Here is a 17365-nt window from a genome sequence, read left to right as displayed (position 1 = left end):
TACCACCAGCAGGTGGCACCGTATCCTGCGGCTCCGCCAATGGCACCTACCGTACCACCAATGGCGGCTCCAGGAAGCGCACCAACACCACCTTCTGGTGCGCCCGCGGCAGCTCCTCCGATGGCCCCATTTACGGCCCCATTTACAGTTGCATGGCCCGCACCGTTCCAACTGCAACCGCCACCACCACCGCCGCCACCGCAGTAACTCACGGTTTCGTACAAATCGTCGGAACGGCTTTCCATTTCCTTGGACATTTCGTCTTCCTTTCTTTTGCGGCTCGGACATGTTATCTTAACCGCGTTTGTGTATGCCGGGCTTTCCTTCCCGGCGGCTCAACTGGGTGGCGGGTTCGTCAACAACCCGCCACCCGACATAAGGCCGTGGATGCTTTCGCATCCAACAGCCTTAATCCTTGTTTCGTTCGGGCATGAAACACATTGCAAATCCGCATGGTTTCAACCCTTCGCTCTTTGCGGGAAAAACGCGAAATTCGCCCCGCTTTTTTCAAAGCCCAACAACTCGAACAATCGCTCAACCCGATCCGTGTTGATCCCTGTTGACAGGGCGATGTTGATCCGCATTGCGCCGCGACGGCTGGCCCAAACCCTGTAAATATTCAGAACCTTCCTCATCGGCACCTTCCCGCGCTTTTCCTTCAAAACAAAAAGCGCCAGATCGCTGGCAACCACAGCATCAGAAAAGTAGAAATAATCCAGATATCCGATGAAACCGCCAATGACTTCATTGTCCTGTTCAAAAATCAGGAACAAATGATTTGGAGACTTGATTGCGAAGTCAAACAGGGACAGCACTTTTTCGTCGGAAAACGGCACATCCCGAAAATTGCTCTCCGAATGGAATTCCCGGGCAACGGCCAGAGCGCCCTGACAATCCTCCAAACCTGCTTCCTTGATGTTCACGCTGTCAATTCCTCTTTTTTCACAGACTTTTTCGGGAGATCGATGGCCAGATGCGCGGCAGTCTCAAATTTGGCGAGCAACTCGAATGGTAATAGCTGCACCGCGTTTTGCCCGCTTGAAAATAAATCCATGATCCGCTTCGGTGACCAATTTTCAAATACATGCACAGCCATGATGCGGGCCAAGGGATAATTCATGGCGTATTTGTAGGGCGCTGTTGGCTTCAACAGGCCTGCCGCCAAAAACTCGGCATGTTCTCCAAGGTAGCGCTCATTTTCAGTGCGCCAGACGCGCAAAAGCGATGCAAACAGGGCTTTGTCGTGGGTATGAAGCCAGCCCAGTAAAACAAGTTCCCCCAAAAAGGCACAGACCTCGCGGGCCATTGGCGGCATGAATGCATGGCCTGACAGATTGATTTGCACGGCATGCGCAACCTCGTGCGCCAAGCAGATCAGGTCATTTGGCTGGCCTTGCCAGCCCATAACAACAACGGGGCTGGTTTTTGGCCCGTCGTCACGTGTGTACGGTATGCTTCCGTTCAGGTTATTGCAAAATTCGATCTCTGTTAATGCATCGCCGATACTATTGACGTTGCCAAAAAACGAGATCAACGCCAGTTTAATGTATTCGCAAAAGCATGCTTGGCGGGATGTCAACAGCAATCTACTATTTTGCGGTTTGATCGCGGGAAAACAAAACCTCGTTGGTTCCTGCGGTAATGCACCCGAGCGAACTCTCGGCAAAACGTCTTGGATCACCCCCCTGTCAAGCCCGTGAAGCTCGATCCAGTCACTAACACAAAGAGGTGGTCCCACTTTTTTGACCAGTCAGCAGCCAGTTTAAGATGGATCAGGGTTTCATTTAGGCTGCCAAACTCATTGGTTTTGTTTTTCTGTCATAGGCTTCATCCGGGGTCAATATTCCGTGGGTGGAATGCGGGCGCTCGGTGTTGTAGTAAGCCAACCATTTCCCGATCCCGGCGCGGGTCTGCGAACCCGTTTCAAATGCGTTGAGGTAAATGCATTCGTATTTCAAGGATCGCCAAAGCCGCTCGATCATCCGGTTATCGACCCAGCGACCTTTGCCATCCATCGAGATTTTCACGTCGGCTTCTTTCAGCGCCTGCGTCCATTCAAACCCGGTGAACTGGCTGCCCTGGTCGCTGTTCATGATATCGGGCTTGCCGTATTTGGCCATAGCCTCTTTCAGGGCTTCAACGCAAAAATCTGCCTCCATGCTGTTTGACAATCTCCAGCTCAAAACCTTGCGGCTGTGCCAGTCCATGATCGCGACCAAATAGAGGAACCCGCGCTGCATCGGAATGTAGGTGATATCTACGCACCACACATGGTTTGGACGATCAATCGTCAGGTCTCGCAGCAGATACGGGTAGATCTTATGCTGCGGATGTTTCTTGCTCGTGTTGGGCGTCTGGTAGATCGGAACCAACCGCATCAGCCGCATCAAACGGCGGACCCTGTGGCGACCACACTTGTAACCTTGGCGCTGCATGTGCCGGGCCATTTGCCGTGATCCATACCACGGCGTCTGCAAGAATTGCTTGTCGATTATTGTCATGAACCGCAAATTTTCAGCACTTTCGCCTTTTGGCTGGTAATACAGGTTCGAGCGCGCCAGAGAAAGTAGCCCGCATTGTCGTCGCACACTCAGATCATGCTCACGGCTCACCATTTTTTGCCTCGCTTCCCGAGCAACTGTTGCGAGGCGTTGGCTAAAAAATCCCGTTCCACGACCAGCTGACCAATCTTGGAGTGCAGCTTCTCAATCTGGGCTTCATCAACCCGATCAGGATCACGGCCCCGTCTGGAAAATGCCGTGGCCATGTTTTCAATCGCTGCTCGTTTCCATGTGCCAATCTGGGTTGGATGCACACCATACTTCTTCGACAGCTCCGCCATCGTCATTTCCTCGCGGATTGCTTCAAGCGCAACGCGGGCTTTGAATTCGGGAGAATGGTTCTTTCGTTTCGTCATTTTGAATCGTCTTTCTCATAAGTCGATCCACCTTAACAACTGGTCCGAATTTCCGCGACCACCTCTTGGTGCCGGTGTTCCAATGGAAACCCGTTTCAAAATCGTCAAAGCCATTCTGGAAGCTGGCGGAAACCCGAACACCAAACACCAAGGCGGATTCACACCTTTTCTGTTGGCAGCAGAATTGGGGGCAAAGAATGTATTCGATCTGTTTTTAGATCACGGAGCCAACCCCCGCGACGAAACCGATGACGGGCAAACAGCCTTGGTCCTGCTTGTGACCAGAGGACATCGAAAGTTGGCAGAGGAATTCCTGGCGAAATTGTCAAAACCCGATGCATCGTATTTAAGGAGGCACCCCGGACCCAGAATAGGATGACACCCATGCGGCAACATCCACCAAGCATTATGTTTTGTATTTCACAGACATGGTTTCCCGCCAACCTACAAACCAGCCATTCAGGAGTTCTCTGTTGTCATCGCCCTTAGGAAGTGCAGCAACGCCTTTTGCTGCGCCTCTGAAAATAGTCGAAATTGCACAATAAGCTGCTGTTCAACATCTGTGGGGCTTGCCCCGTTGATCTTCATCAGCGCTGGATCAGGTTCCAAGAGGTCAAATGGATGGCAATCCAATGCAACTGCAATCCGCTCCAGCCAACCCACGGTCAACCCACGGCGCTCCTTTTCCAGATGGCTGATCTGTTGATTGCTCGCGCCAACGCTATCCGCCAGCGCTTGCAATGTAAGTCCCCGCTCTTTGCGTATTTTTGCGATGCAATTCTTCATGGTAAGTCATTCCATAAACCGGCGTTGGTCCCAGCTTATAATGGAAAACCGCCGATTTCACGGAAAATTACACGCCCGCGCCTGTTCCCGCATGACGGCATAGTCGCTCAGCATTTCCACGATTGCCGACCCTTCCGGCAGCGCCAGCACTTCCTCGGCCGCCCTTGCCTGGTATTCAGCGTCATACTCCACCACCGGTGGGCACGCTCCTGTGGACCGCTCAGAACTTACCGTCGCGCAGGCGCTCAGCAAGCTCGCCACGATTGCGAGGGCGGCGAGCCGCGGCTTCGAGCATTTGACGCTGGATTTCATTGGCTTTCTCCGTGTTTTCAATCTGTTCCGCCAGCCGCCCCGCGCGCTCGCCGGAGCGGCGCAGGGACAGGAGGAACAGCGATATTGTGAGGGTGATGGCGGCCCATTTCCCGGCAGCCAGGGCAAACCGGCTTCCGGTGACCCATGCAATGAGAGCACCCATCAGCGCCGCCCCTTACGCCAGTCGTCCCAGCGGGCGTAGATGGTGGTTCCGATGCCGACCAAGGCTACGGCAATGAACAGCCAGCGCATTGTATCGAGATATGGGATCAGCGGTTGCAGGGCGGAGTGGGTGTCGGCGACGGCTTGTTGCACCACCTCGACGCCTGCCGCGCCGATCGTGGCCACACCGGCTGCACCGCCGCCTTTCATGGTACGGGATTCTGTCAGGGTTTCACGCAGACGTGGCGGCTCATCGGCAAACCTCGAGCTGCGCGTTGGGAACGGGTCACCCCATTGGCGGGCGCGGCCGATGTCGATGTGCATGAAATTTTGCCTCGGATAGAAGCCGAAACCCGTAAACCCGATGGCCCGTGCCGCCGCTTCAAAACCTTCCGGATCATGGTTGGCCATGGAGATATCGAACGCCGCACCCTGCAGGTGCATGGAGTGTTTGGCCCCGCCGACCTGCCGGTTATAGGCGGGACTGCGATAGGCGGAATGCACGATCATAGGCACGCCGAGGCGGTCACGCAGGGCCTGCAGATTGTCGAGCGCCGGCTCGTTGATACGGATGGTGCCATCGCCACGACAGGCGATCTCCTCCGGGCTGAAGTCGGGCCAGCGCCAGAGCTTTTCCGGCACGTCGCGCCAGTCGGCGTAGTAATGAGTGGTCATGGTTTCCTCCAAAAGAAAACCCGCCGATTGGCGGGTGTGTGGTCAGAATGGTTGGGGTAGCTTCAGCCGAACAGTTTCAGCTTCACGGCAATGCCCGCGATCAGGGCCAGCAGCAGGCCGGTGGTGCGACCACTGCGAGTGGTGATCAGGCGCACGATGGTCTGCCAGGCGGTACGCCGGGCCATGCGCAAGCTATCTAGCAGTGTGCGCAGGTCATGAATGTCGATGGCGGCTTCGGGGCCGTCGAGACCAACATCGGTCAGCGCACGGCGTGCGCCCTGTTCAGCGGCGCGGGCCAATATGGCTTCGAATTCATCCTCGGGCATGCGCACGAAGCCCGCTTCCAGTTTGGGCGGGGTCATTTTAGTACCTCGTTCAAGTTGGTTCAGCCTATTTTCGCGCCCCAGAAGGACGTGTGGTCGGCGGCGAAATACCCATCCGCCGCGCGGAAATACCCCTGCAGCTCTACAGTATCCCCGGCGCTGAGCGGCACCATGGTCTGCAGCCATAGTGCGGTGGTCAGTGATTTGTGCGCGCTGGAAAGGTAGTGTCGCGAGTTTGGTGGAAATTCGAGGACGGCGTAATCTCCGGGTGCATCGAAGCCACCCAACCGGCGGCTGGAACCGCCAAGGAGATCACGCCATGACAAAGAATACAGCAACATCGACATCCGCGCTACTGGCCAATGAAGCAGGCTATGACCCGATTGAAGACCGGCTGCGCCAGAACATCCGCGCGACGATCGAGGCGGTTTTCGAAGAGGAGCTGGAGCAGTTTCTGGGCCGTTGCCGGTATGGCCGCAGCGGCGGGGCAAAGGCCGGATACCGCCACGGGCATCGCGAGCGGCAACTGGTCGGAACATTTGGAACCGAAACGGTGCGCGTGCCGCGTGCGCGGATCACAGGCGAGGCCGGCAAGGCCAGAGAATGGCGCTCGAAGGCATTGCCCCGCTACCAGCGGCTGACGAAGAAGGCCGAGGCGCTGATCGCTGCTGTCTACCTTTCGGGCACCAACACACGGCGGGTAAAACGCGCCCTGTTCGGCCTGTTTCAGGGGGCGGTCAGCAAGGATGTGGTGAGCCGCGCCTGGCGCAAGGTGAAGGTGGACTGGCAGGCGTGGTGCGCCCGCAGCCTTGCGGATGAAGACATCGTGCGGCTGATCCTGGACGGCACCGTGATCAAAACGCGGATTGACAGGAAGGCCACCAATATCTCGGTTCTGGCCGCGATTGGCGTGCGCCGGGATGGGCAGAAGGTCTTGTTATCACTGATGAACATGGGCGGCGAAAGCACCTCCGCCTGGCGTCAGTTCATCAACGATCTGGATGCGCGCGGGTTGAAACGGCCCGAATTTGTCATCGTGGACGGGGCACCGGGACTTGAGGTCGCTCTCATTGCCCTCTGGTGTCAATGAGCATTTAAAACTGACCCGGTTTCGGCATTTAAATTTGCCCCCCCCTTTGTGGCGCAAAGCCCCCAGTCGGGCCGCCTTCATGTAGCGAGTCCGTCTGGGGGCTTTGCTTGCGGAACGGCTAGTTTTTTCTACGGCGTTTACTCTGGGCGAACCGGTATGAGGTATTGCCGGTTTCGATGATGTTGCAGTGATGAGTGACGCGATCCAGAAGGGCGGTTGTCATCTTGGCATCCCCGAAGACCGAGACCCATTCACCGAACTCAAGGTTGGTTGTGATGATGATGCTGGTCTTCTCGTAGAGCTTGCTGATCAGATGGAAGAGCAACGCGCCACCGGATTTGGGAAACGGGATGTAGCCCAGCTCGTCGATGATGACGCAGTCCAAAGCCGAGAGCTGCCGGATGATCTTCCCTGCATTGCCGTCGGCCTGTTCCTTGATCAGGGCGTTGATCAGATCGACGGCGTTGAAGAAGCGCGCCTTCTTGCCGTTGTTGATCAGCGTCGTTCCCAGCGCGATGGCGATGTGGGTTTTGCCCGTGCCGGTTCCGCCCACCAGGATGAGGTTATGGGCCTCCTCTGTGAACTGGCCGGTGCAGAATGGTTCGATCTGGGCCTGGGTGAGGGCGGCGGCGCTGTAATCGAAGGTTGCGAAGTCCTTGTGATGGGGGAACTTCGCAACCCTCATTTGATACTGGATGGAGCGCACCCGGCGCTCTACAGTCTCGGCGTCGATCAGTTGCCTTATCGCTGTGGTCAGACTTGGCGGCTTGCGCGCGGACAGCAGATCATGGGCGCAAGCTGCCATTCCATGCAACCTGAGGGCTGTCAGTTGGTCGATCAAGGCATTCATACGGCAACCTCCTCAGCCGAGCACAGGGTCTCATAGCGTTTGCAATCGGCTTCGGGCCGCAAGGTCAGCTGCGGATAAGCGCAGGCATCGCTGAGCGGTGTGATGACCGGTTCCACCAACTGGTTGATCAGATTGATGATGGCGGGCAGCCGCAGGGTGTTTTGTGCCACCGCCAGATTGCAGGCCGTCTCGACCACCTCGATCCCGTGATCCTGTGCCAGCAGGAGCAGGTCGACGAACTCCCGATCCCCGCCTTTACCAGCCATGTAATGTTCCCTGATCCGATGCATGGCCTCGGGCAGTTCCCAGCCCACAAAGGGGGCGCCATTGCGCAGGGCACCAGGCTTGCGGTCCAGCAGGGGAACGTAATGCCAGGGCTCGAAATAGCTGATATTGCGGGTAAAATGACGCCTGTGCTCGGCAATCACATCCTGACCGGAGACCACCACGATCCGGCCGGCATAGGCGCGTAGCGACACATGATGCCCGGCAAAGCGGGAGGGCACGCTGTAGCGATTGCTGGCATATTGAACCAGGCAGGTGGAGCGGACACGGACGGTCTTTTCCACGTAGCCGTCGAAGGCCCGACCCAGGGGGCGCAGTTCGGCGCGCTCGTCTTCGAACACTTCGGTAATCGTGCGATCCTGCTGCTCGGGATGGGGACGCTCTGCCAGATCTTCGCAACGCAGACGCAGCCACGCGTTCAGCGCCTCGAGATCATCAAAGGCCGGTTCGGGAACGAACAACCGGCCCCGCAAGAACTGGACCTGGTTCTCGACCTGTCCCTTCTCCCAGCCCGCAGCGGGCGTGCAGGCCACCGGCTCCATCACATAGTGGTTCATCAAGGCCAGGAACCGGGGATGGAATATCCGCTCCTTCGAGCGCGAAACGTAGGTCACCATGGTCTTGGGGTTGTCGATGATCACCCTGCGCGGAACGCCTCCGTAAAAGGACAGCGCCTGCACGAAAGCATCCAGCACCATCTCCTGGGCTTCACCGGGATAGGCAATCACGAAAGGCTTGCGGCTGTGACACAGGCGGAAATGAGCGACCTTCACCTTCTGCTCGACACCACCCAGTACGACCCGTTCTTCGCTCCAGTCAAATTGCAGCGCGTCACCCGCCGCAAAATGCAGCGGGATAAACGCATCTCCCGAACAGGCCCCGGCGCGCTTCAACTCACGAACAAAACGCTGAACCGGCGAATAGGACCCGGTATAGCCCTCTGCCACAAGCTGCTCGTATAGCTTCTGGGCCGTCCGCCGCTCCCGGCGTGGTCGCCTCGAGTCCTGATCAAACAGTTCCTGCAGCCGAAGATCAAACCCATTGCACAGTTTGTGCCGAACTGGCGGCGCATGGCGCTGGTAGCTCGGCGGATTCTCGTCCTTCAAATACTTCTTGATCGTGTTCCGCGACAGTCCCGTCGCCCGCGCCACAGACCGGATGCTGCGCCCTTCAACCAGCACCCAGCGCCGGATCTTCGATACGCTTTCCATCAATATCACCTGCTCTTTCCTCCGCACAATTTTGCGCGGATGTTAACGAAACAGGTGGGTCAATTTTACTCGCTCATAACCCACCCAAGTGGGTCAGTTTTGCACGCCGATTCACAAGCGGAGGCAAGCAGCGTCTGGGGAAAACATCCAGAATGGGTCAGCGTGACATTCGCCGATTACTGATCATCGGAGCGATGTCGGTGGTAATAGCAGCCTCGCGCAAAGGTGCCCCCGAGGGGTCCTGGCTCAAGCGCATGCTGGCCACAAAACCGCGTCTGGTGGTTGCAATAGCGCTGGCCAACAAGATGGCCCGGGGCATCTGGGCCATGCTCAGCAAACAGGAAGATTACAAGGATCCGATCAAGGCCGGTGTTGCGGGGGATATTACCTGCACCTGAACTGAAATCGGTAAACAGATGTGAGGAAGGCATGGACTGAATGGACAAATGATCGATCAGACCGGGGTTGGGAAAACCAGGAATCACCTCAGAGCATCAAAAGCTCGCCGTTGAGATTTGGACCTGATCCGCATATCACCATACCGGCCAGCGGCGTGTGAAAAGCCGCAAAAAAAGGCCTGACACAAGACCGCACTCGATCACATATCCAAAGGTTCAAAAATTCCTTGCAAACCGGGTGGCATCCACACAAGGTGATTGGCGACGTTTTCCAAAAACACCCATTCGGGTTGGCATTCTCCAATGATCCGCGCGAAATGCGGCCATAGATGGCGGGGATCCTCCGCGCCTTGGCGCTTCCCCGCGACGCTGAACGGCTGGCACGGATAACCGCCAGTGAGGATATCCACAGCGCCACGCCACGGGCGGCCATCGAAGGTGGCAATGTCGTCCCACAGAGGTGCCTGATCCAGGGCCGCGTCTTCCATCCGCGCCACGAGGGTGGCCGCAGCGTAACTTTCCCGCTCGACGTAACAGACAGTGCGATACCCGGGGCATGCGATGGTAAGCCCGAGGTCTATCCCGCCGGCTCCGGCGCAGAGAGACAGGCCGAAGAACAGGTCTGCGGCTCCGGAAGTGTTTCCGGAGGGATATAGAGCCAGCTCATGCATGCCTCAGCGTGGGTTTTTCGCCAGTTCGGCGAAGGGGAACCTCTAAAAATCCCCCAAAATCCGGCCTGACGGGGTAGAATCGTCATCAGGATGAAAATGATTCGACCGACGGGGTTTTGTCATGGGTCAGATGGGATTTTTTGATCTTTCCAGCCGATACGCGGGACTGGACAAATCTGGTGATCCGCTGGTGTTGCTCAACGACATGGTGCCGTTCGAGGATTACCGGGACGAGCTGAAGGCCATATGGCGCACGCCGCCCGAACAGCGCAAATCCAACGCTGGCCGCCCGCCTTGGGATGAGGTGCTGATATTCAAGACGATGGTTTTGCAGCAGCTCTACAACCTCTCTGACGATCAGATCGAGTATCAGATCCGCGACCGCCTGTCGTTCATGCGGTTTCTCGGCCTTGGCATTGAAGACAGCGTACCTGACGCCAAGACCATCTGGGCCTACCGTGAAAGGCTGGCCGGGGCCGGGAAGATGAAGGAGCTGTTTGACAAGTTCGATGCCTTTCTGCGCGAAAAGGGCTATCTGGCGATGGGCGGGCAGATTGTTGATGCGAGCATCGTTCCGGCGCCGCGCCAGCACAACAAAAGGGACGAGAACGAGAAAATCAAGGCGGGCGAAACGCCTGAAGAGTGGGAGGAAAAACCCCACAAGAAGCGCCAGAAGGACGTGGATGCGCGCTGGACGAAGAAGCACGGCAAGAGCTATTACGGCTACAAGAACCACATCAATGTCGACCGGCGGCACAAATTCATCCGCGCTTATGATGTCACCGATGCCGCCGTGCATGACAGCCAGGCGCTTGCCGGTCTGATTGATGCGAGCAACACCTCATCGGACCTGTGGGCCGACAGCGCCTATCGCTCGCAAAAGATCGAAAGCGAGCTGGAAGAGCGGGGGCTTCACAGCCATATCCATCACAAGGGCAGGCGCGGCAAGCCGCTTGGCGAGCGCCAGCAAAAGGCCAACCGGAGGTGCTCGAAAGTGCGGGTCCGGGTCGAGCATGTATTCGCTTTTCAGGAGCGCTCCATGGGCGGCAAGCTGATCCGCTCCATCGGCCTGAAGCGGGCGCGATTTCGCATCGGGATGATGAACCTGGTCTACAACATGAAGCGCTTCGTCCAGTTCGAATGCGGCCTGGCGGCGCCGGGATAAGGGTTCATGGGGTGAGGTGTGCCTGAAATACCCAAAACCGGCTTGAAACCGGTGAAAATGGGTTTATGATCCGAAGCAATCAGGCGGGACAGGCGAAAAACCGTCCACCCCGCCGCGAAGAAGGCGAAAACGGGAATTTACAGAGGTTCCCTATGGTTAACCGTAATCGGATAAGCTGAATCTTGGGAACCTCTAAAAATCCCCCAAAATCCGGCCTGACGGGGTAGAATCGTCATCAGGATGAAAATGATTCGACCGACGGGGTTTTGTCATGGGTCAGATGGGATTTTTTGATCTTTCCAGCCGATACGCGGGACTGGACAAATCTGGTGATCCGCTGGTGTTGCTCAACGACATGGTGCCGTTCGAGGATTACCGGGACGAGCTGAAGGCCATATGGCGCACGCCGCCCGAACAGCGCAAATCCAACGCTGGCCGCCCGCCTTGGGATGAGGTGCTGATATTCAAGACGATGGTTTTGCAGCAGCTCTACAACCTCTCTGACGATCAGATCGAGTATCAGATCCGCGACCGCCTGTCGTTCATGCGGTTTCTCGGCCTTGGCATTGAAGACAGCGTACCTGACGCCAAGACCATCTGGGCCTACCGTGAAAGGCTGGCCGGGGCCGGGAAGATGAAGGAGCTGTTTGACAAGTTCGATGCCTTTCTGCGCGAAAAGGGCTATCTGGCGATGGGCGGGCAGATTGTTGATGCGAGCATCGTTCCGGCGCCGCGCCAGCACAACAAAAGGGACGAGAACGAGAAAATCAAGGCGGGCGAAACGCCTGAAGAGTGGGAGGAAAAACCCCACAAGAAGCGCCAGAAGGACGTGGATGCGCGCTGGACGAAGAAGCACGGCAAGAGCTATTACGGCTACAAGAACCACATCAATGTCGACCGGCGGCACAAATTCATCCGCGCTTATGATGTCACCGATGCCGCCGTGCATGACAGCCAGGCGCTTGCCGGTCTGATTGATGCGAGCAACACCTCATCGGACCTGTGGGCCGACAGCGCCTATCGCTCGCAAAAGATCGAAAGCGAGCTGGAAGAGCGGGGGCTTCACAGCCATATCCATCACAAGGGCAGGCGCGGCAAGCCGCTTGGCGAGCGCCAGCAAAAGGCCAACCGGAGGCGCTCGAAAGTGCGGGTCCGGGTCGAGCATGTATTCGCTTTTCAGGAGCGCTCCATGGGCGGCAAGCTGATCCGCTCCATCGGCCTGAAGCGGGCGCGATTTCGCATCGGGATGATGAACCTGGTCTACAACATGAAGCGCTTCGTCCAGTTCGAATGCGGCCTGGCGGCGCCGGGATAAGGGTTCATGGGGTGAGGTGTGCCTGAAATACCCAAAACCGGCTTGAAACCGGTGAAAATGGGTTTATGATCCGAAGCAATCAGGCGGGACAGGCGAAAAACCGTCCACCCCGCCGCGAAGAAGGCGAAAACGGGAATTTACAGAGGTTCCCCGAAGAAACTCGGCAAGCATCAGGTCAAGGAGGATCCGTTTCTGGCCCTCTCCGGTGCCAGTTCCCTGCGCGGGTTCTACACCTCGGGCATCATCATGCACCGACCGGATGAGGAGGCGAGCGAGCGCAAACTGGAAATCGAGCTGCGTAATGGTCCGGCCTTGCCGTCCAAGCTGATCGACAAGGTCAAGGGCCAGTGGGTGGAGCTGAATCCGATGAACGAGCGCCTTGTGCGCAAGGATGTGGGTGCAAAACACGACGCCGAGCGGGTGCGAAAAGGTGATGTGATCGTCCAGATGATTGCCGAACAGGCAGCCCGCGGGAAGATGTTCACGCCGACCCAGTTCGCGGAGGCTTTCGAGAACAAGGCCGGCCTCGGCGGCAAGACCGTCATCCGGGACCGCCTGAATGTTCTGGCCACGAAAGGCTATCTGAAATTTGTCCGTCAAGACGCGGTGAAGGGTCTGGGGCTTGCTGCCGACCGGAGCAAATACGGGTATCTCTGCGTCGAGGACATGGCCCTGAAAACGGGTGCAGATGCAGTCGACCCGCAGACCGGTGAGGTCACCGAGCAGGCCGTACCCGTGCTTCCCAGCCACTATAAATGCCCACAGACCGGTGCGGTTCTGCCTGTCGAAAATCCCGATATCTGGGTCTATCCGACGGAGGATGAATGATGGGCTATTGTGCTGAAATCACCCCCGTTTTCCATCCGGAATCTGGCGCGGAATTTCCGGAATCTGGCCAGATTACGCGGAATCTGGAATCTGGATTTTACCCTTCAAAAACAATGTGTTGCACCTGCAATTCCAGATTCCGGAAGGGTGTTTCCGAAATCTGGGCTGGAATCTGGATTAACGCAATAAAATCAGTGTATTGCGCCAGATTCCAGATTCCGGATTTTCTTACCCTAAGGGGTAGGTGTCCTTCCCGCTCAAGGCGGGAGAGACACCACCTACCCCGGGGCAGGCTTGTCAGCCCCGACCTTTCACCCCGAGCAGTTCAAACGACAGGAGACCACCTCATGAACACCATCGATCCGACTCTAGCCAAACCCGAACCCGCACTGGCCACTCCCCCACCAACCCTCGGAGCCGTCCTTGCCCTCGATCTTGGCACCACCACGGGCTGGGCGCTGAAGTCTCCTGATGGATTGGTCACCAGCGGAACCGTATCGTTTCGCCCGCGGCGCTTTGATGGCGGGGGCATGCGTTACCTGAGGTTCGTAAACTGGCTGACCGAGCTGGACCAACTCGCAGGACCGATCGCAACCATCTGGTTCGAGGAGGTCCGCCGCCACGCGGGCACCGATGCAGCCCATGTCTATGGCGGGCTGATGGCCACGCTGACCGCTTGGGCAGAAATGCGGGGCGTGCCCTATCAGGGTGTGCCCGTCGGCACGATCAAGAAACACGCCACCGGCAAGGGCAATGCCAGCAAGGCCATGATGATCGAAGCCGCACAGGCACGGGGCTACCGCCCTGCGGATGACAACGAGGCCGACGCCATCGCCATCCTGCACTGGGCGCTGGAAACGAAAGGAGGCATGGCATGAACGGGATGAGGTTTACGCCGAGGGGTTATGGCGGGCATCGCCGCACACCCGATCAGGTCAAGCGAGAGGGCTGGAAGGGTGAGGCGGGACCGTGGCCGCAGTGCGGCCGCGTAAGCCCGCCGAACGGGCTGCTGGCTGTGGCGCTCGATGATGACCGGCTGACCTGGCCGGAACGGGAACTCGTGCGTCAGCTCGGCGAGAAACTTTATGGCAGACGACCTGAAAGCAGCGAGGTATCACGATGACCGGCTGGACAATTGCTCGAGTGCAGGACCGGTTGGAATTGGCGGCCGAGGTCATGCGACAGATGCCGGGCGTGAAACCGCAAGGGTATTTCAATGCCTGGCCGGATTACTTTCACAGCTTTGCCGATCAGGTCGGACAGGAGCCCGTGATGCGAAAACCTCGGCCAAGCCCGCGTATGATCACCGAGGCTGATGAGGCGATGCTGTGGCTGCGCTGGCTGGAGGTGGAGGACGCAAAGCTGGTCTGGATGCGCGCCAATGGCAAGGCGTGGAAGCCGATCTGTTGGGAGTTTGGTATGTCGCGGGCAGCGGCCGCGCGGCGCTGGCAGTACGGGTTGGCCGTGATTGTCTGGCGGCTGAACGGGAGGGTCCCACCGACCAGGCGTTCGCAACGTTTCGTGATTGAGAACGCGAACAGCCTGTCAAGAAAAATCGTATTGTGAGACAATTTTCAGTGAGACACCGAAACGCGTGACACATTCGGTTTGAGGGGCTACAAATTGGACATAATCGCGAGAGACGTGGGCGGAAACGCCTGAAGCGGAAGTCCCGACGAACACGAACCCCACCGATTTGTGCGGGTCCCTTCCTGTGCAAAACGTATACGGGGGGGCTAGGCGCGCAAGTTTCCCAGTGACGCCGGTAAAAACACCCGTTTCGTTTCGTTTTGATAATACAACCCATGAAACAAGGGCCTGACGGCCTATAAACCCTGCCTGAAACGAAACGGCCTCTCGGGGGCATTTCGTTTCGCACGCCGACACGCTTCGTTTTGGCGCACCAACCCAAGGAAAAATGATGGACGTGATCGAACTGCCTCTCGGGCAGATCATTCCCTATGCGCGCAACCCGCGCCAGAACGAAAAAGCCATCGCCACGGTTGCGGCCTCGATCGCCGAGTTTGGCTGGCGGCAGCCGATTGTGGTTGACGAGAACATGATCATTCTGGCCGGTCACACCCGGCTGGCGGCGGCGCAGCACTTGGGCCTGAAAACAGCGCCGGTGCATATCGCCAAGGGGCTGAGCGAAACGCAGGCACAGGCGTTCCGGATCATGGACAACCGCTCGGCGGAAAACGCCGAGTGGATGGAAGATCTGCTGAACCTTGAATTGAGCGATCTGCTGGACGCGGATTATGATCTGGAGCTGACCGGTTTTACCGACGAGGAATTGAACGGCCTGCTGTCCGGATTGGACGGAGCGAACGACACGGACGGTGAGGATGACATTCCCGAGCCGCCCGAGGATCCGGTCAGCCGACCGGGCGATCTTTGGGTGCTTGGCAATCACCGCCTGCTTTGCGGTGACGCGACGGTGGCCACGGATGTCGAGCGGGTGCTGGGAAATGTGACACCGCTGTTGATGGTCACTGATCCTCCCTACGGGGTGGAATACGACCCGGGTTGGCGAAACCAGACTGGCGCTTCGGCCACCAAACGCACCGGCAAGGTGCTGAATGATGATCGTGCGGATTGGCGCGAGGCCTGGGATTTATTCCCGGGGGATGTCGCCTATGTCTGGCACGGTGCGTTGCATGCAGCCACCGTGGCCGAGAGCCTCGAGGCGGCGGGGTTTAATGTCCGCTCGCAGATCATTTGGGCCAAAGATCGGCTGGTGCTGAGCCGTGGCGACTATCATTGGCAGCATGAACCCTGCTGGTATGCCGTGAAAAAGACCGGCAAGGGCCACTGGGCCGGGGACCGAAAACAAACCACGCTGTGGCAGATCGCCAACAAGGATCAGGATGCGGACACCGTGCACGGCACACAAAAGCCGGTGGAATGCATGCGCCGCCCGATCCTGAACAATTCCAGCCCGGGTCAGGCGATTTATGAACCATTCATGGGATCTGGAACCACGCTGATCGCGGCAGAGACCACCGGGCGGGCCTGCCTCGGGATAGAATTGAACCCCGCTTACGTCGATGTCGCCGTCGAGCGCTGGCAGCAGTTTACGGGGCAGCAGGCAACGCTGGATGGCACAAATCAAACCTTCGGGAACCTCTGTAAATTCCCGTTTTCGCCTTCTTCGCGGCGGGGTGGACGGTTTTTCGCCTGTCCCGCCTGATTGCTTCGGATCATAAACCCATTTTCACCGGTTTCAAGCCGGTTTTGGGTATTTCAGGCACACCTCACCCCATGAACCCTTATCCCGGCGCCGCCAGGCCGCATTCGAACTGGACGAAGCGCTTCATGTTGTAGACCAGGTTCATCATCCCGATGCGAAATCGCGCCCGCTTCAGGCCGATGGAGCGGATCAGCTTGCCGCCCATGGAGCGCTCCTGAAAAGCGAATACATGCTCGACCCGGACCCGCACTTTCGAGCGCCTCCGGTTGGCCTTTTGCTGGCGCTCGCCAAGCGGCTTGCCGCGCCTGCCCTTGTGATGGATATGGCTGTGAAGCCCTCGCTCTTCCAGCTCGCTTTCGATCTTTTGCGAGCGATAGGCGCTGTCGGCCCACAGGTCCGATGAGGTGTTGCTCGCATCAATCAGACCGGCAAGCGCCTGGCTGTCATGCACGGCGGCATCGGTGACATCATAAGCGCGGATGAATTTGTGCCGCCGGTCGACATTGATGTGGTTCTTGTAGCCGTAATAGCTCTTGCCGTGCTTCTTCGTCCAGCGCGCATCCACGTCCTTCTGGCGCTTCTTGTGGGGTTTTTCCTCCCACTCTTCAGGCGTTTCGCCCGCCTTGATTTTCTCGTTCTCGTCCCTTTTGTTGTGCTGGCGCGGCGCCGGAACGATGCTCGCATCAACAATCTGCCCGCCCATCGCCAGATAGCCCTTTTCGCGCAGAAAGGCATCGAACTTGTCAAACAGCTCCTTCATCTTCCCGGCCCCGGCCAGCCTTTCACGGTAGGCCCAGATGGTCTTGGCGTCAGGTACGCTGTCTTCAATGCCAAGGCCGAGAAACCGCATGAACGACAGGCGGTCGCGGATCTGATACTCGATCTGATCGTCAGAGAGGTTGTAGAGCTGCTGCAAAACCATCGTCTTGAATATCAGCACCTCATCCCAAGGCGGGCGGCCAGCGTTGGATTTGCGCTGTTCGGGCGGCGTGCGCCATATGGCCTTCAGCTCGTCCCGGTAATCCTCGAACGGCACCATGTCGTTGAGCAACACCAGCGGATCACCAGATTTGTCCAGTCCCGCGTATCGGCTGGAAAGATCAAAAAATCCCATCTGACCCATGACAAAACCCCGTCGGTCGAATCATTTTCATCCTGATGACGATTCTACCCCGTCAGGCCGGATT

General features: G+C 57.8%; 21 protein-coding genes and 2 pseudogenes. 11 read left to right on the top strand and 12 right to left on the bottom strand.

Going from position 1 to position 17365, the window contains the following annotated elements; translation table 11 throughout:
- Positions 1–458 precede the first annotated feature (458 nt).
- The 3 genes from ACQY4M_RS15585 to ACQY4M_RS15575 form a co-directional block, all read right to left on the bottom strand.
- Entirely contained in the window at positions 459–923 is a 465-nt protein-coding gene (locus ACQY4M_RS15585) for a GNAT family N-acetyltransferase (RefSeq protein ID WP_428545945.1), read from the bottom strand.
- On the bottom strand, positions 920–1681 hold the full coding sequence (locus tag ACQY4M_RS15580) for a hypothetical protein (protein WP_428545942.1): 762 nt from the start codon (positions 1679–1681) through the stop codon (positions 920–922). Before ACQY4M_RS15580 ends, ACQY4M_RS15585 begins: the two co-directional genes overlap by 4 nt.
- A gap of 103 nt (positions 1682–1784) precedes the next feature.
- Positions 1785–2917 (bottom strand): IS3 family transposase gene (locus tag ACQY4M_RS15575; RefSeq protein WP_428539245.1). Its coding sequence is split into 2 segments (ribosomal slippage): positions 1785–2665 and positions 2665–2917, totalling 1134 coding nucleotides; the frame shifts between segments, so codons are not numbered across the junction.
- Between the two features lie 82 nt (positions 2918–2999).
- Between ACQY4M_RS15575 and ACQY4M_RS15570 the strand changes: the two genes are divergently transcribed.
- Positions 3000–3296, top strand: a complete 297-nt coding sequence (locus tag ACQY4M_RS15570) for an ankyrin repeat domain-containing protein (protein WP_428545939.1) — start codon at positions 3000–3002, stop codon at positions 3294–3296.
- Between the two features lie 80 nt (positions 3297–3376).
- On the opposite strand, the gene ACQY4M_RS15565 is transcribed toward ACQY4M_RS15570, so the two are convergent.
- The 5 genes from ACQY4M_RS15565 to ACQY4M_RS15545 form a co-directional block, all read right to left on the bottom strand.
- Positions 3377–3703, bottom strand: coding sequence for a helix-turn-helix transcriptional regulator (locus ACQY4M_RS15565; protein ID WP_428545936.1), 327 nt, complete (start codon positions 3701–3703; stop codon positions 3377–3379).
- 57 nt (positions 3704–3760) lie between these two features.
- The gene (locus tag ACQY4M_RS15560) at positions 3761–3898 is read right to left on the bottom strand and encodes a hypothetical protein (protein WP_428545933.1); all 138 of its coding nucleotides are present in this window, start codon (positions 3896–3898) and stop codon (positions 3761–3763) included.
- Positions 3899–3923: 25 nt separating this feature from the next.
- Positions 3924–4178, bottom strand: coding sequence for a hypothetical protein (locus tag ACQY4M_RS15555; RefSeq protein ID WP_428545930.1), 255 nt, complete (start codon positions 4176–4178; stop codon positions 3924–3926).
- Positions 4178–4852, bottom strand: a complete 675-nt coding sequence (locus ACQY4M_RS15550) for a YcbK family protein (protein WP_428545927.1) — start codon at positions 4850–4852, stop codon at positions 4178–4180. The genes ACQY4M_RS15555 and ACQY4M_RS15550 overlap by 1 nt, the downstream gene beginning before the upstream one ends.
- Positions 4853–4914: 62 nt before the next feature.
- Positions 4915–5214, bottom strand: coding sequence for a DUF6127 family protein (locus tag ACQY4M_RS15545; protein ID WP_428545924.1), 300 nt, complete (start codon positions 5212–5214; stop codon positions 4915–4917).
- A 280-nt stretch (positions 5215–5494) separates the two neighbouring features.
- Between ACQY4M_RS15545 and ACQY4M_RS15540 the strand changes: the two are divergent.
- Positions 5495–6256, top strand: a pseudogene (locus tag ACQY4M_RS15540) (IS256 family transposase); the annotation flags it as partial.
- 127 nt (positions 6257–6383) lie between these two features.
- Here the strand turns inward: ACQY4M_RS15540 and istB are convergent.
- Complete coding sequence (istB, locus tag ACQY4M_RS15535) at positions 6384–7115, bottom strand: IS21-like element helper ATPase IstB (protein WP_428539322.1); 732 nt, start codon at positions 7113–7115, stop codon at positions 6384–6386.
- Positions 7112–8611, bottom strand: a complete 1500-nt coding sequence (gene istA, locus ACQY4M_RS15530; protein WP_428539289.1) for an IS21 family transposase — start codon at positions 8609–8611, stop codon at positions 7112–7114. Before istA ends, istB begins: the two co-directional genes overlap by 4 nt.
- Positions 8612–8715: 104 nt before the next feature.
- Between istA and ACQY4M_RS15525 the strand changes: the two are divergent.
- Positions 8716–9009, top strand: a pseudogene (locus ACQY4M_RS15525) (transposase); the annotation flags it as partial.
- Positions 9010–9209: 200 nt separating this feature from the next.
- On the opposite strand, the gene ACQY4M_RS15520 reads toward ACQY4M_RS15525, so the two are convergent.
- Positions 9210–9680, bottom strand: coding sequence for a DNA cytosine methyltransferase (locus tag ACQY4M_RS15520; protein WP_428545921.1), 471 nt, complete (start codon positions 9678–9680; stop codon positions 9210–9212).
- 121 nt (positions 9681–9801) lie between these two features.
- On the opposite strand from ACQY4M_RS15520, the gene ACQY4M_RS15515 reads away from it, so the two are divergent.
- The 8 genes from ACQY4M_RS15515 to ACQY4M_RS15480 all read left to right on the top strand — a co-directional run bounded on the left by ACQY4M_RS15515 (position 9802) and on the right by ACQY4M_RS15480 (position 16178).
- Positions 9802–10845 carry an IS5 family transposase gene (locus tag ACQY4M_RS15515; RefSeq protein WP_428545918.1) on the top strand — a complete coding sequence of 348 codons (1044 nt, stop codon included), beginning with the start codon at positions 9802–9804 and terminating at the stop codon, positions 10843–10845.
- Positions 10846–11116: 271 nt separating this feature from the next.
- The gene (locus ACQY4M_RS15510; RefSeq protein WP_428539227.1) at positions 11117–12160 is read left to right on the top strand and encodes an IS5 family transposase; all 1044 of its coding nucleotides are present in this window, start codon (positions 11117–11119) and stop codon (positions 12158–12160) included.
- A 65-nt stretch (positions 12161–12225) separates the two neighbouring features.
- Positions 12226–12423, top strand: coding sequence for a hypothetical protein (locus ACQY4M_RS15505; protein ID WP_428545915.1), 198 nt, complete (start codon positions 12226–12228; stop codon positions 12421–12423).
- The gene (locus tag ACQY4M_RS15500) at positions 12407–12988 is read left to right on the top strand and encodes a hypothetical protein (protein WP_428545912.1); all 582 of its coding nucleotides are present in this window, start codon (positions 12407–12409) and stop codon (positions 12986–12988) included. The genes ACQY4M_RS15505 and ACQY4M_RS15500 overlap by 17 nt, the downstream gene beginning before the upstream one ends.
- Positions 12989–13518: 530 nt before the next feature.
- Positions 13519–13866: a hypothetical protein gene (locus ACQY4M_RS15495; RefSeq protein ID WP_428544039.1), complete on the top strand. Its 348-nt coding sequence runs from the start codon at positions 13519–13521 to the stop codon at positions 13864–13866.
- Complete coding sequence (locus ACQY4M_RS15490) at positions 13863–14111, top strand: hypothetical protein (RefSeq protein ID WP_428544041.1); 249 nt, start codon at positions 13863–13865, stop codon at positions 14109–14111. The genes ACQY4M_RS15495 and ACQY4M_RS15490 overlap by 4 nt, the downstream gene beginning before the upstream one ends.
- Positions 14108–14554: a DUF6362 family protein gene (locus ACQY4M_RS15485; RefSeq protein ID WP_428544043.1), complete on the top strand. Its 447-nt coding sequence runs from the start codon at positions 14108–14110 to the stop codon at positions 14552–14554. Before ACQY4M_RS15490 ends, ACQY4M_RS15485 begins: the two co-directional genes overlap by 4 nt.
- 355 nt (positions 14555–14909) lie before the next feature.
- Positions 14910–16178 (top strand): DNA modification methylase, encoded by a 1269-nt coding sequence (locus ACQY4M_RS15480; protein ID WP_428548208.1) that lies wholly within the window; start codon positions 14910–14912, stop codon positions 16176–16178.
- Positions 16179–16257: 79 nt separating this feature from the next.
- Here ACQY4M_RS15480 and ACQY4M_RS15475 read toward each other — a convergent pair whose 3' ends face one another.
- Entirely contained in the window at positions 16258–17301 is a 1044-nt protein-coding gene (locus ACQY4M_RS15475) for an IS5 family transposase (RefSeq protein ID WP_428539227.1), read from the bottom strand.
- Positions 17302–17365 lie beyond the last annotated feature (64 nt).

The sequence above is a fragment of the Profundibacter sp. genome (assembly GCF_965277155.1).
Lineage (GTDB): Bacteria > Pseudomonadota > Alphaproteobacteria > Rhodobacterales > Rhodobacteraceae > Profundibacter.
Note: the sequence above shows the minus strand (reverse complement) of the source record. Positions and strands in the feature narration are given on the sequence as shown.

Coding starts and splice junctions, on each gene's coding strand:
- ACQY4M_RS15480 (WP_428548208.1), top strand. CDS start 14,910: ATGGACGTGATCGAACTGCCTCTCGGGCAGATCATTCCCTATGCGCGC.
- ACQY4M_RS15485 (WP_428544043.1), top strand. CDS start 14,108: ATGACCGGCTGGACAATTGCTCGAGTGCAGGACCGGTTGGAATTGGCG.
- istB (WP_428539322.1), bottom strand. CDS start 7,115: ATGAATGCCTTGATCGACCAACTGACAGCCCTCAGGTTGCATGGAATG.
- ACQY4M_RS15555 (WP_428545930.1), bottom strand. CDS start 4,178: ATGGGTGCTCTCATTGCATGGGTCACCGGAAGCCGGTTTGCCCTGGCT.
- ACQY4M_RS15550 (WP_428545927.1), bottom strand. CDS start 4,852: ATGACCACTCATTACTACGCCGACTGGCGCGACGTGCCGGAAAAGCTC.
- ACQY4M_RS15495 (WP_428544039.1), top strand. CDS start 13,519: ATGCGTTACCTGAGGTTCGTAAACTGGCTGACCGAGCTGGACCAACTC.
- ACQY4M_RS15570 (WP_428545939.1), top strand. CDS start 3,000: ATGGAAACCCGTTTCAAAATCGTCAAAGCCATTCTGGAAGCTGGCGGA.
- istA (WP_428539289.1), bottom strand. CDS start 8,611: ATGGAAAGCGTATCGAAGATCCGGCGCTGGGTGCTGGTTGAAGGGCGC.
- ACQY4M_RS15520 (WP_428545921.1), bottom strand. CDS start 9,680: ATGCATGAGCTGGCTCTATATCCCTCCGGAAACACTTCCGGAGCCGCA.
- ACQY4M_RS15515 (WP_428545918.1), top strand. CDS start 9,802: ATGGGTCAGATGGGATTTTTTGATCTTTCCAGCCGATACGCGGGACTG.
- ACQY4M_RS15510 (WP_428539227.1), top strand. CDS start 11,117: ATGGGTCAGATGGGATTTTTTGATCTTTCCAGCCGATACGCGGGACTG.
- ACQY4M_RS15500 (WP_428545912.1), top strand. CDS start 12,407: ATGCACCGACCGGATGAGGAGGCGAGCGAGCGCAAACTGGAAATCGAG.
- ACQY4M_RS15490 (WP_428544041.1), top strand. CDS start 13,863: ATGAACGGGATGAGGTTTACGCCGAGGGGTTATGGCGGGCATCGCCGC.
- ACQY4M_RS15565 (WP_428545936.1), bottom strand. CDS start 3,703: ATGAAGAATTGCATCGCAAAAATACGCAAAGAGCGGGGACTTACATTG.
- ACQY4M_RS15505 (WP_428545915.1), top strand. CDS start 12,226: ATGATCCGAAGCAATCAGGCGGGACAGGCGAAAAACCGTCCACCCCGC.
- ACQY4M_RS15545 (WP_428545924.1), bottom strand. CDS start 5,214: ATGACCCCGCCCAAACTGGAAGCGGGCTTCGTGCGCATGCCCGAGGAT.
- ACQY4M_RS15475 (WP_428539227.1), bottom strand. CDS start 17,301: ATGGGTCAGATGGGATTTTTTGATCTTTCCAGCCGATACGCGGGACTG.